The organism is Mycobacterium sp. E2462, from assembly GCF_001672685.1.
Lineage (GTDB): Bacteria > Actinomycetota > Actinomycetes > Mycobacteriales > Mycobacteriaceae > Mycobacterium.
In genome coordinates, this window is record NZ_LZKC01000130.1 from 1 (window position 1) to 12247 (window position 12247).

Below are 12247 nucleotides of genomic sequence, written 5' to 3' on the forward strand. Positions count from 1 at the left end.
ACAGGCCGAACGCGCACTGCTCGCCCAGCTCGGCCGCCGCGGTCACCGCGGCCGGGTGCCGGGCGAACATCCGCGCCATCTCGGCGCCGGAGCGCAGGTGCGCGCCGCCCAGCGGGGCCAGCCACCCGGCCGCCGAATCCAGGGACTCCCGGGCGCGGATGGCGCCCATCGCCATCGCCAACCGACCGCGCGAGGGGTGCGCGAAGTGCGCGCCGGTGGTGGCGACGACGCCGACCCCGAACCGCGGCGCCAGCCCGGCCAGCACGGCGTTGCGCTCGTCGTCGCGCGGGTGGCCGTGCCGGGTCAACTCGACGCTGACCCGATCGGCGCCGAACCGGTCCACCAGGTCGGCCAGCGCCCGCCCCGCCGCGTCCGGGCCGCCGTCGCACAACGCCTGGCGCACCTGCCCTTTCCGGCAACCCGTCAGGATGTGCCAGTGGCCGCCGGCGGCCTCGGTCAGCGCGTCGAGGTCGTAGCGCGGCTTGCCCTTTTCGCCGCCGGCCAGGTGCGCGGCGGCCAGCTGCCGCGACAGCCGGCGATACCCCTCCGGGCCCCGCGCCAGCACCAGCAGGTGCGGGCCGGGCGGATCGGGCACCTCGGTGCGGGCGCCCGCCCCCAACGACAACTCGGCGCCGAACACGGTGTCCAGGGCCAGCTCCGCGGCCGCCTCGGCGAATCGCACGGCGCCGTAGAGCCCGTCGTGGTCGGTGAGCGCCAGGGCCCGCAGGCCCAGCCGGGCGGCCTCCTCGACCAGTTCCTCCGGCGTGCTGGCCCCGTCGAGGAAGCTGAACGCCGAATGCGCGTGCAGCTCGGCGTACGGCAGGGCCGGCGCGGCCGACGGGCGGGCCGGCGGCGGCCGGTACCTGCCGCGTCCCCGCGACAGGGGCGCCTCCGCCTCGGGGGTCAAGGGCCGATCCGCCGGCGCGCCGGCATGGCGTGGCTTGCCGTCGAGCACCCGCTCCATCTCGGACCAGGTGAAGTCGCCGTTGAACCAATCCACGCCCACAGCCTATCGAACCTATGTTCGATTTAACCACCGCTGCCGACAATGGTTGTTAAACCGATCTTCAACTCCTAAACACGCTTTTAACGCGGCGAGGCTTACGGTCGCGCGGGTTCGTACCAGAAACTGGTACTGCGGGCGAAGACGGTGACGGCGGGGAATGCAGCATGGCGCAAACGGTGGATACGGCATTCCTGCGAGCGCACGACCCCGAGCAGCACGCCAGCCTGACAGTCGGCGCGGTCGCCATCGTCAACGGCGCTATGCCCGAATTCGGCCGGCTCACAAGGCTTCTGGCCGAACGGGTTCGCCAAACACCGCGCTGCACCCAGGTGCTGCGGTGCAGCGCGGCGGGCCAGGAGTGGCTCGCCGACCCCGACTTCGACCTCGCCCGGCACGTGCACCGGGCGGCCATTCCCAGGCCCGGCGACGAGGCCGAGTTGTCCGGCGCCATCGCCCGTGCCTGCGAGCGGCCGCTCGACCCCGACCGTCCGCCCTGGGAGTGCTGGATCATCGAGGGCCTGCGGGGCAACCGGTGGGCGATCCTGATGAAAACCCATCATGGCCTGCTCGGCGGCAACTCCGCGGCCCAGTTGCTGACCCGCCTCTGCGACGACACCGACGGTGACGTCTTCGCCACTGATGCTGCGCCGCAGCGACCTTCGCCGTCGTCGCCCGAGCGGTCCGGCTGGGTCGGAGCGCTGTGGCGCGCCACCTCGGCGGCCAACACCGTCACCGACGGCGTCCTCGGGGGCTTTCTCGGCGGCTTCGCGCGGGGAATGCGCACCGGCGCGCGGGCGGCCTCGGTCGCTCCGGGCGCCGCCGCCCCGCGGCGCTACGGCACCGTGCGGGTGCCCATCGCCGACGTCGACAGCGTGTGCCGCAAGTTCGGCGTCACCGCCAACGACGTCGCCCTGGCCGCCGTCACCGACGGGTTCCGGACGGCGCTGCTCGGGCGCGGCGAGGAGCCGCGGGCCGACTCGCTGCGCACCTTGGCGCCGATGCCGCTCCGCTCGGCGTTGCTGTCCTACCTGCCCGTCGAGCACGACGACCCGGTGCAGCGGCTGCGCACGGTGCACACCCGCCGGCAGGCCGGCGAGCCCGCCGCCGCGGGCCCCGTCGAGTCGGCGATCAACGCACTGCCCCCCGTGGTGCGCGGCGGCGTCCTGCAGCTGCTGTCCTTGCTGCCACAGCGCGGCATCGTCACGCTGGCCACCAGCGCGGCCGGGCCGCGGCGCCGGCTGCGCGTGCTGGGCCAGACGCTGGAGCGGCTGCTGCCGATCCCCCCGACGGCCGTGGCGCTGAGCACCGGCGTCGCGGTGCTCAGCTACGGCGACGAGCTGGTCTTCGGCGTCACCGCCGAGGGCGGGCAGCGCAGCGGCGCCGCCTTCGACGTCGCGCAGCTGGCCGCCGGCATCGAACTCGGCATGGCGCGGCTGGTCGCGCTCAGCGCGGACTCGGTGCTGCTATTCGGGGAGCGTCGGCGCCGGCGGCCCAAGCGCCCGGCGCCCGGCGCCCCACGGCCGCACCCCTTTCCGCCGGGGCAAGCCCGGCACTGACCCCCGCCGCGGCCGTGAGAAGGTTGGTCGTGGGCACCTCCGAGCCGCTCGTCATCGACCCGCGCCGCCACGACGCCGTGCTGTTCGAAGCGGCCGTCGGCGACGCCCTGCCGCTGCCCGGACTGGCGACCGCGGTCGTCCCCGCGGGCCAGGCGCCGCGCGCGGCGGCCGAGCGGCTGGGCGTGCGGCCGGGCCGCGCCGTCGTGCTCGCCGCCGACCCCGCGACCGTCGCGGCCGCGCGCGCCGACGGGTTCGCGTGGGTGATCGGCGTCGACCGGGGCGGGCGCGCTGACGCGCTGCGCGACGCCGGCGCTGACGCGGTGGTGGCCGGGCCCGGCGACGTCACGGTGCGCACCGGCGACCGGCGCATGTCCGAGCTGCCCGACGCGCTGGACGCCCTCGACGGCCTCGCGACCCGGCGGCCGGCGGTCTTCTTCGACTTCGACGGCACGCTGTCCGACATCGTCGACGATCCGGACGCCGCGGTCCCGGTGCCGGGCGCCACCCGGGCGCTGGCCCGGCTGGCCGCACGCTGCCCGGTCGCGGTGCTGTCCGGCCGCGACCTCGCCGACGTGACCAAACGCGTTGGCGTGCCGGGGATCTGGTACGCGGGCAGCCACGGTTTCGAGCTGACGGCGCCCGACGGGTCGCATCACCAGAACGAGGCCGCGGCGGCGGCGATCGACGTGCTGGCGCAGGCGGCGGCGGCATTACGGGACCGGCTCGCCGAGATTCCGGGAATCGCGGTGGAGCACAAGCGCTTCGGGGTCGCGGTGCACTACCGCAACGCCGCACGCGACCGGGTTGGTGAGGTGGCGGCCGCGGTGCGGGCGGCGGGCCGCCGCGACGAGCTGCGGGTCACCACCGGCCGCGAGGTCATCGAGCTGCGCCCGGACCTGGACTGGGACAAGGGCAAGACGCTGCGCTGGGTGATCGAGCACCTGCGTACGGCCGGCTCCGCGGGGATCGCGAGCGCCGCGGAGCGGACTGAGGCGGGTCGCGGCCATCGACACAGCGGCGCGCTGACGCCGGTCTACCTCGGTGACGACATCACCGACGAGGACGCGTTCGACGCGGTGCGCGCGGACGGCGTGCCGATCGTGGTGCGGCACAACGACGATGGCGACCGGCCCACCGCCGCGCGCTACGCCCTGGACAGCCCGGCGCGGGCCGCGGAGTTCACCGACCGGCTGGCGGCCGAACTCGAGGCCCGCGACGGCTGAGCCCCGGCTCAGCCGTAGACGTACTCCACCGCGCCGTCGTCGAGCACCACCCGCGCGTCGCCGCCGTCGGCTCCGGACGCCTCGGTCCGGAACACGGCCTTGCCCGGCTCGGTGCGCCAGATCAGCGTCGTCAGCGTCTCCCCGGGGAACACCGGCGAGGTGAATCGCGACGCGATCGAGGTGACGTTCGCGGCGGTGCCCCCACCCAGCTCGGCGACCAACGCTCGGCCGGCGACGCCGTAGCTGCACAGGCCGTGCAGGATCGGCTTGGGGAAGCCGGCCAGCTCCCGGGCGAACCAGGGGTCGCTGTGCAGCGGGTTGCGGTCACCGGAGAGCCGGTAGATCAGCGCCTGGTCCTCGCGGGTGGGCAGCGGGATCCGCGCGTCGGGCTCGCGGTCCGGGAACTCCGGGGCGATCGGCCGCTGGCCCGGCGACCCCCCGAAGCCGCCCTCCCCCCGGATGACCAGCGTGGTCAGCGTCTCGGCGATGAGCTGCTCGGAGCCCGGGTCGGTGCCGCGGCCGCGCAGCACCAAGATCGCGTTCTTGCCCTCGCCCTTGTCCTGGATGTCGGCGACCTCGGTGACCACCGACAGCTTCCCCGCCGGCGGCAGCGGCGCGTGCAGCCGGATGCTCTGCGAGCCGTGCAACAGCATCGCCCAGTTGAACGAACCCACCAGGCCGGCCGCCCCGAAGGCGGGGCAGCAGATCACCGCGTACGTCGGGAGCACCTGTTGGGGAATGTCGTGGCTGTTCTCGGTGGTGAACGCCAGGTCGTCCAGGCCGGCCCCGACGCCGAGCGCGTAGAGCAACGTGTCCCGGTCGGTCCATTCGAACACGACGGGTTCGGTCACCGCGCCGACGGCACTCGGGTCAATCGCCATTGCAGGCTCCTTTCGAGGATTTTCTCCCCCAACCATTGCAAACCCTTCCCACCGACGGCGTCGGCAGGGCAGGCTATTCGGCATGCCCACGCGCAGAAGGATCGCAGGAGCTTGCACGACGCCGCTGGTCGCGCTCGTGGCGCTCGCCGCGACGGTGCTCGTCGCCGGTTGCGGCTCGGGAGCGCCGCAGGCGCGCAGCATCACGCTGACGTTCATCCGGCACGGCCAGTCCGAGGCCAACGCCAGCGGCATCATCGACACCGACATCCCGGGCCCCGGCCTCACCGCGCAGGGCAAGGGCCAGGCCGAGCAGGTCGCACATCAATTCGGCCGCAAGGACTTCGACAGCGTCTACGCGTCCCCGATGACCCGGGCGCAGCAGACCGCCGCCCCGCTGGCCGCCGAGCTCGGCAAGCAGGTCGAGGTGGTGCAGGGCCTGCAGGAGATCAACGCGGGCTGGTTCAACGGCAAGCCGGAATCGATGGCCGCGTCGACGTACATGGTGGCGCCGGCGAATTGGCTCAAGGGTGACGTCGGCGACAGCATCCCCGGGTCGAGCACCGGCAAGGAATTCAACGACCGGTTCACCGCGGCGGTCAACAAGATCTACTACAGCGGCCACAACAACCCGGTGGTGTTCTCGCATCTGTACGCCATCGAGGTGTGGACGCTGCTCAACGCCAAGAACGTCAGGGACAGCCTGATGACCAGCCACCCGCTGCCGAACACGGGCCGCGTCGTGCTCAGCGGCAACCCGATGACCGGCTGGACGCTGGTGGACTGGGACGGCATCCGCGACTTCCACAACTGATCCGCGGGTTCGGCGATTTCGCGGTTGACGCGCGCGGTCGGCAGCCGCCACGATGTCTGCATGCGGTATGTCGTTACCGGCGGTACCGGGTTTATCGGTCGCCGCGTCGTGTCCCGGTTGCTGGCCACGCGGCCCGACGCCGAGGTGTGGGTGCTGGTGCGGCGGCGGTCGCTCGGCCGCTTCGAACGGCTGGCCGCGGCCTGGGGTGAGCGCGCCCGCCCGCTCATCGGGGAGCTGCCCGAGTTGCAGCTGAGCGACGAGGCCCTGGCCGAGCTCGGCGATGTCGACCACGTGGTGCACTGCGCGGCGATCTACGACATCACCGCCGGGGAGGCCGAGCAGCGCGCCGCCAACGTCGAGGGCACCCGCGCGGTGATCGCCTTGACGCGGCGCCTGGACGCCACCCTGCACCACGTGTCGTCGATCGCCGTGGCCGGTGACTTCCCCGGCGAGTACACCGAGGACGACTTCGACGTAGGCCAGGAGCTGCCGACCCCGTATCACCAGACCAAGTTCGAGGCCGAACTGCTGGTGCGCTCGGCACCCGGGTTGCGCTACCGCGTGTATCGCCCGGCCGTGGTCGTCGGCGACTCGGTGACCGGCGAGATGGACAAGGTCGACGGGCCGTACTACTTCTTCGGCGTGCTGGCCAAGCTGGCGGCGCTGCCGTCGCTGACGCCGATCCTGTTGCCGGACACCGGGCGCACCAACATCGTGCCCGTCGATTACGTGGTAGACGCGCTGGTCGCGCTGCTGCACGCGCCGGGCCGCGACGGGCAGGCCTTCCACCTAACGGCCGAAAAGACGATCGGGCTGCGCGGCATTTACCGGGGCGTCGCCCGGGCGGCCGGGTTGCCGCCGCTGCGCGGTTCGCTGCCCCGCGCGGTGGCCGCGCCGGTCCTCAATGTCCGGGGGCGCGCCCGGGTGCTGCGCAACATGGCCGCCACCCAGCTGGGCATTCCCGCCGAGATCTTCGACGTCGTGGACCTGGCGCCCACGTTCGTCAACGACCACACGCGAGACGCACTGCGCGGCACCGGTATTGCGGTGCCCGAGTTCGCCGGTTACGCGCCCAAGCTGTGGCGCTACTGGGCCGAGCACCTCGACCCCGACCGTGCCCGGCGTGACGACCCGGCGGGGGCGCTGCGCGGCCGGCACGTCATCGTCACCGGCGCCTCGAGCGGCATCGGCCGGGCGTCGGCGATCGCCATCGCCGAGCGCGGCGGCACCGTGTTCGCCTTGGCGCGCAACGGCGCGGCGCTGGACCAGCTGGTCGCCGAGATCCGCGCCAAGGGTGGCGACGCGCACGCCTTCACCTGCGACGTCACCGACTCGGCGTCGGTCGAGCACACCATCAAGGACATCCTGGGCCGCTTCGAGCACGTCGACTACCTGGTCAACAACGCGGGCCGGTCGATCCGCCGCTCGGTGGTCAACTCGACCGACCGGCTACACGACTACGAGCGCGTGATGGCGGTCAACTACTTCGGCGCGGTCCGCATGGTGCTGGCCCTGTTGCCGCACTGGCGCGAACGCCGGTTCGGCCACGTCGTCAACGTGTCCAGCGCCGGCGTGCAGGCCCGCAACCCCAAGTACAGCTCGTACCTGCCCACCAAGGCGGCGCTGGACGCGTTCTCCGACGTGGTGGCCTCCGAGACGCTGTCGGACCACATCACGTTCACCAACATCCACATGCCCCTGGTCGCGACCCCGATGATCGCGCCGTCACACCGGCTCAACCCCGTGCCCGCGATCAGCCCCGAACGGGCCGCGGCCATGGTGGTGCGCGGGCTGGTGGAGAAGCCGGCCCGCATCGACACCCCGCTCGGCACCCTCGCCGAGGCGGGAAATTACTTCGCGCCCAAAACGTCTCGGCGGGTACTGCACCAGCTGTACCTCGGTTATCCCGATTCCGCCGCCGCGCGCGGGCTCGCCCCGCACCCGGCGGACGAACCCGAGGCCCCGGCGGCGCCACGCCCCGAGCCGCGCCGCAGGCCGCGGCGGCCCGTGCGGGCGGTGACGCGCGGCATCCGCGCGCCCCGGCCGGTGAAGCGGCTGGCCCGGCTGGTGCCCGGGGTGCACTGGTAGTTACTTCTCCAGCGTGAACTGATCGACGTCGATGTAGCCGATCCGGAACGCGTCGGCACAACCGGTCAGGTATTTCATGTAGCGCTCGTAGACTTCCTCGGACTGCACCGCGATGGCCTCGTCGCGGTGGGCCTGCAGTGCGGCGGCCCAGATGTCGAGCGTCTTGGCGTAGTGGGGCTGCAGCGACTGGACGCGGCTCACGGTGAACCCGTGCGCGGTGGCGTGTTCTTTGACCATCGGTATCGATGGCAGCCGCCCGCCCGGAAAGATCTCGGTGACAATGAATTTGATGAACCGGGCGAAGGTGAACGACAGCGGCATGCCGCGTTCGGCCATCTCCAGGGGGTGCAGGCCGGTGATGGTGTGCAACAGCATGACGCCGTCGTCGGGCAGCAGGCGATAGGCCAGGTCGAAGAACGCGTCGTAGCGTTCGTGCCCGAAGTGCTCGAAGGCGCCGATGCTGACGATGCGGTCGACGGGCTCGTCGAACTGCTCCCAGCCCTGAAGCAGGATCCGGATGTCGCGCGGGCTTTGCGACTGCGCGATCAGCCCCTCGACGTGATTCGCCTGGTTGCGGCTCAGGGTGAGGCCGACGACGTTCACGTCGTACTTCTCGACCGCGCGCATCATGGTGGCGCCCCAGCCGCAGCCGACGTCGAGCAACGTCATACCCGGGCGCAGCCCGAGCTTTCCCAACGCCAGGTCGATCTTGGCGATCTGCGCCTCTTCCAGCGTCATGTCCTCGCGCTCGAAGTAGGCGCAGCTGTAAGTCTGGGTGGGGTCGAGGAAGAGCCGAAAGAAGTCGTCCGACAAGTCGTAGTGGGCCTGCACGTCGTCGAAGTGCGGCGCGAGATCCGTTCCCTCGGGGGGCTCTGACGTCGTTGGCATCATGCCAGCCTAGAGCGCCCTCGGTATCTTTGACGCAATGACCTCTCCCGTGTTCGTCGACGTGGACACCGGCGTGGACGACGCCCTGGCGTTGATGTACCTGCTGGCCAGCCCCGAAGCCGAGGTCGTCGGCATCGCCTCGACCGGCGGCAACGTGGGGGTCGACCAGGTCTGCGAGAATAACCTGGGCCTTCTGGAGCTGTGCCGGGCCACCGAGATCCCGGTGTCCAAGGGGTCCGGCGAAACCCTGACCGGGCCGCTGCGGTTGCCCTCGAAAGTCCACGGCCCCAGGGGATTGGGCTACGCCGATCTGCCGCCGGGCGCGCGCCCGCTCACCGACTACGACTCGGCGGCGGCCTGGGTGCGCGCCGCGCGCGCACACCCGGGTGAGCTCATCGGGGTGGCGACCGGCCCGTTGACCAACCTGGCGCTGGCGTTGCGTGCCGAGCCCGCGCTGCCCCGGCTGGTGCGCCGGTTGGTGATCATGGGCGGCTCCTATGACCACCGCGGCAACACGACCGCGGTGGCGGAGTGGAACATCAGCGTCGACCCCGAGGCGGCGGCCGAGGTCTTGGCGGCCTGGACCGCACCGGCCGAAGGGGCTGGGCCGCAAGAGCTTCCGATTCTGTGCGGGCTGGACCTGACCCGCAAGGTGGCCATGACCCCGGACCACCTGGCGCGGCTGGCGACCGCCGCGGGGTCCACCGCGGGTGCCCCGCTGTCGGAGCGGGACGCGCCCGGCACCCGGTCGACGGCCTCCAATCCGCTGATCCGGGTGATCGAGGACGCGATGCGGTTCTACCTGGAGGCCTATCACGAGATCGGCCACGGCTACCAGGCACACCTGCACGACCCGCTGGCCGCGGCCGTCGCGCTGGATCCGGAGCTGGTGGTGACGCGGCCGGCCACCGTGGGCATCGAGCTGACCGGCACCCTGACCCGCGCCATGACGGTGACCGACTGGTCGGGGCGGCGCGAACCCAACGCGCTGATCGGCGTCGACGTCGATGCGGCCGCCTTCTTCGACCGGTTCATCGAGCGGGTCGGGCCCTTCGCCCGCGGGCTGGCCGACGGGTAGTTTGGCCGACCGGCCGCCGGGTACCTGCGGGCCATGCCGACCTTCGCCGATTATCAGACCGAGCTGTACGACCAATCGCTGCACGGTAACCAGCCGCCCTACCCCATCCGCTTCGAGGAATTGGAGGCCAAGGCGGCGGCGGCCATGACACCCAAGGTGCTGGGTTATGTGGCCGGCGGCGCCGGTGACGAGCACACCCAGCGCGCCAACTGTGCGGCCTTCAAACGCTGGGGCCTGTACCCGCGGATGGGCATCGCCCCCGACGAGCGGGACCTGTCGATCGAGCTGTTCGGCGTGCGGCTGCCCTCGCCGATCTTCTTGGCGCCTATCGGCGTCATCGGGGTGTGCGCCCAGGACGGCCACGGCGACCTGGCGTGCGTGCGGGCCTCCACGCGCACCGGCGTGCCGTTCTTCGTGGGGACGCTGACGGCCGACCCGATGGAGGAGCTGGCCGCCGAATTGGGCGATACGCCGGCCTTTTTCCAGCTGTACACGCCGCCGGACCGCGAGATGGCCGCCAGCCTGGTGCACCGGGCCGAGGCGGCCGGGTTCAAGGGCATCGCCGTCACCCTGGACACCTGGGTCACCGGCTGGCGGCCCCGCGACCTGAGCGGCGGGAACTACCCGCAGGTCCCCAGCGGCTGCCTGGCCAACTACACCAGCGATCCGGTCTTTCGCGCCGGCCTGCAACCGGGCGAGGACGCCACCGAGGCGGCGGTGCGCAAGCTGCCGATCTTCGGCGGGCCGTTCCGGTGGTCGGACCTGGAGTGGCTGCGCGGGCAGACCAGCCTGCCGCTGATGGTCAAGGGCATCTGCCACCCCGACGACGCGCGCCGCGCGAAAGACCTTGGCGCCGACGGCATTTACTGTTCGAACCACGGCGGCCGGCAGGCCAACGGCGGCCTGCCCACGCTGGACTGCCTGCCCGGGGTGGTCGAGGCGGCCGACGGATTGCCGGTGTTGTTCGACTCGGGGGTGCGCAGCGGCGCCGACGTCATCAAGGCCCTTGCGATGGGGGCCACCGCAGTGGGGATCGGCCGGCCCTACGCCTACGGCCTGGCCCTGGGCGGCGTCGACGGCGTGGTGCACGTGTTGCGCTCGCTGCTGGCCGAGGCGGACCTGATCATGGCCGTCGACGGGTACGCCTCGTTGAAGGATCTGACGCCCGAGGCGTTGCGTCGGGTCGATTACGTTGAGGGACTTCGTCATTCGTAACCGCCCTCGAGATACCAGCGCCGCTGGCGGTAGCACAGCAGGAACGCGCGCTCGTCCTCGAGCAAGACCTGGGCGCGGGCGGTACGCCCCGCCGCGCCGGAGCCCGGGTCCCACCACCGCTCGTCGACCGGCCACGGCCCGGCCCACCACCGCAGCCGCTCGCCGCGGCCCGGGACGCCGCCGACCATCCGCACCGGGTCGGCGGAGAACAGCCCCCGGTTGGTCACCCGTACCGGATCCCCCTGGCCGTCCAGCAATTCCACGGGGTCGTCGAGCAGCACGGCCGGCGACGGATCGGGCAGCTGGCCGGGCCACGGCAACGCCGGGTCGGCCCGCGGCACCGGCTCGTCGCCCAGCGGCGTCAACGTGATGCGCTCGGCCGGCCCGCGGCCGCCGGACAGCACCGGCACCTGCACGGCCTCCGGGCCCAGCAGGCCCTGCACCCGCACCAGCGCCCGGCGGGCCCGCAGCCGGTCCTCCTCCCCCAGGCCGCCCCACAGCGGCAACTGCAGCGCCCCCGCCGACACCACCTCCACCGCCTGCAACCGCAGCAGCGTCACCGGGGCCGACGGGCGGTCCTGGACCTTGCGGTTGCTCAGCCATCCGTCCAGCTGCCAACGCACCCGGTCGGCGGTGGCGTCCTCGGTGAGCGGCTCGGCGCACCGCCACACCCGGTGCAGCTCTTCGCCGTTCGCGGTGACGGCGTGAATGGCCAGCCGGGTGCACCCGACACCGGCCGCCATCAGCGCCTGATGCAGCGTGGCGGCCAGCGAGCGCCCGGCGAAGGCCGCGGCGTCCACCCGGTCGATCGGCGGGTCGCAGTCCAGCACGGCCTCGAGCTCCTCCGGCGGCTCCCGCCCGGAGGGGCCGCGCTCGGGTTCGCCGCGGGCCAACCGATGCGCGGCCACCCCGTCGGCGCCGAACCTGGACGCCACGTCGCCGCGCGACAGGGCCGCGAACTGCCCGATAGTGCGAATCCCCATGCGCCACAACAGGTCCGTGAGTTCCTCGCGACCCGGGCCGCACAGGCTCGGCTCGGTGGCCAGTTGGCGGATCGACAGCACCGCCAGGAACCGCGCGTCACCCCCCGGCTCCACGACCCGGCCGGCCCGCGCGGCCGGGGTGCGGCGGGGGTTGCGGCGCCGGGAGGCGGCGGCGCGGTGCCCGCAGTTGCACGTCGTGACCGCCGACGCGGACCGTGACGCCCGCTTCTTCGAATCGGTCGTCGCCGCCGTCGACGACCTGGTGCCGCGCGCCGAGGTGCTGCGGCCCGGGCTGATGGTGTTGCCGGTGCGCGGGGCGGCCCGCTATTTCGGATCCGAGGCCGACGCCGCCGAACGGCTGACCGACGCGGTGGCCGTCAGCTCGGGCGCCGGCGCCGAGTGTCAGGTCGGCATCGCCGACCGGCTGTCCACCGCCGTCTTCGCCGCGCGGGCCGGCCGGGTCGTGGAGCCGGGGGGTGACGCGCGGTTCCTGGCGGTGCTGTCGATCCGCCAACCCG

9 protein-coding genes and 2 pseudogenes are annotated in these 12247 nt (G+C 72.7%); 7 read left to right on the forward strand and 4 right to left on the reverse strand.

What is annotated here, in order from left to right; genetic code table 11:
* Window positions 1-1000 (reverse strand): PHP domain-containing protein (locus A5714_RS06160; protein WP_156747190.1); only part of this gene is annotated, 1000 nt, incomplete at its 3' end.
* A 170-nt stretch (window positions 1001-1170) separates the two neighbouring features.
* On the opposite strand from A5714_RS06160, the gene A5714_RS06165 reads away from it, so the two are divergent.
* Together A5714_RS06165 and otsB are read left to right on the forward strand one after the other, a co-directional pair.
* Window positions 1171-2562: a wax ester/triacylglycerol synthase domain-containing protein gene (locus A5714_RS06165; protein WP_068283799.1), complete on the forward strand. Its 1392-nt coding sequence runs from the start codon at window positions 1171-1173 to the stop codon at window positions 2560-2562.
* A gap of 29 nt (window positions 2563-2591) precedes the next feature.
* Window positions 2592-3785 (forward strand): trehalose-phosphatase, encoded by a 1194-nt coding sequence (gene otsB / locus A5714_RS06170; RefSeq protein ID WP_156747191.1) that lies wholly within the window; start codon window positions 2592-2594, stop codon window positions 3783-3785.
* 8 nt (window positions 3786-3793) lie between these two features.
* Here otsB and A5714_RS06175 read toward each other — a convergent pair whose 3' ends face one another.
* Window positions 3794-4666 carry a MaoC family dehydratase gene (locus A5714_RS06175; RefSeq protein WP_068283810.1) on the reverse strand — a complete coding sequence of 291 codons (873 nt, stop codon included), beginning with the start codon at window positions 4664-4666 and terminating at the stop codon, window positions 3794-3796.
* An 82-nt stretch (window positions 4667-4748) separates the two neighbouring features.
* On the opposite strand from A5714_RS06175, the gene A5714_RS06180 reads away from it, so the two are divergent.
* On the forward strand, window positions 4749-5477 hold the full coding sequence (locus A5714_RS06180) for a histidine phosphatase family protein (RefSeq protein ID WP_068283813.1): 729 nt from the start codon (window positions 4749-4751) through the stop codon (window positions 5475-5477).
* Between the two features lie 60 nt (window positions 5478-5537).
* Window positions 5538-7565 carry an SDR family oxidoreductase gene (locus tag A5714_RS06185; protein ID WP_068283821.1) on the forward strand — a complete coding sequence of 676 codons (2028 nt, stop codon included), beginning with the start codon at window positions 5538-5540 and terminating at the stop codon, window positions 7563-7565.
* On the opposite strand, the gene cmaA1 is transcribed toward A5714_RS06185, so the two are convergent.
* Window positions 7566-8453, reverse strand: a complete 888-nt coding sequence (gene cmaA1, locus A5714_RS06190; protein ID WP_068283824.1) for a cyclopropane mycolic acid synthase CmaA1 — start codon at window positions 8451-8453, stop codon at window positions 7566-7568.
* Window positions 8454-8490: 37 nt separating this feature from the next.
* Here cmaA1 and A5714_RS06195 point away from each other — a divergent pair, with 37 nt between their 5' ends.
* Both A5714_RS06195 and A5714_RS06200 read left to right on the forward strand, forming a co-directional pair.
* Entirely contained in the window at window positions 8491-9531 is a 1041-nt protein-coding gene (locus A5714_RS06195) for a nucleoside hydrolase (RefSeq protein WP_068283817.1), read from the forward strand.
* Window positions 9532-9564: 33 nt separating this feature from the next.
* The gene (locus tag A5714_RS06200) at window positions 9565-10746 is read left to right on the forward strand and encodes an alpha-hydroxy-acid oxidizing protein (RefSeq protein ID WP_068071631.1); all 1182 of its coding nucleotides are present in this window, start codon (window positions 9565-9567) and stop codon (window positions 10744-10746) included.
* Here the strand turns inward: A5714_RS06200 and A5714_RS06205 are convergent.
* A pseudogene (locus A5714_RS06205) lies at window positions 10737-11864 on the reverse strand (DNA polymerase Y family protein); the annotation flags it as partial. The gene A5714_RS06200 and the pseudogene A5714_RS06205 overlap by 10 nt on opposite strands.
* A 4-nt stretch (window positions 11865-11868) precedes the next feature.
* Here A5714_RS06205 and A5714_RS06210 point away from each other — a divergent pair.
* Window positions 11869-12247: pseudogene (locus A5714_RS06210) on the forward strand (DNA polymerase Y family protein); the annotation flags it as partial.

Bases quoted from the DNA above. Each gene is read 5' to 3' on its own strand.
- A5714_RS06165 (WP_068283799.1), top strand. From the start codon at position 1,171: ATGGCGCAAACGGTGGATACGGCATTCCTGCGAGCGCACGACCCCGAG.
- A5714_RS06175 (WP_068283810.1), bottom strand. From the start codon at position 4,666: ATGGCGATTGACCCGAGTGCCGTCGGCGCGGTGACCGAACCCGTCGTG.
- A5714_RS06180 (WP_068283813.1), top strand. From the start codon at position 4,749: ATGCCCACGCGCAGAAGGATCGCAGGAGCTTGCACGACGCCGCTGGTC.
- A5714_RS06185 (WP_068283821.1), top strand. From the start codon at position 5,538: ATGCGGTATGTCGTTACCGGCGGTACCGGGTTTATCGGTCGCCGCGTC.
- cmaA1 (WP_068283824.1), bottom strand. From the start codon at position 8,453: ATGCCAACGACGTCAGAGCCCCCCGAGGGAACGGATCTCGCGCCGCAC.
- A5714_RS06195 (WP_068283817.1), top strand. From the start codon at position 8,491: ATGACCTCTCCCGTGTTCGTCGACGTGGACACCGGCGTGGACGACGCC.
- A5714_RS06200 (WP_068071631.1), top strand. From the start codon at position 9,565: ATGCCGACCTTCGCCGATTATCAGACCGAGCTGTACGACCAATCGCTG.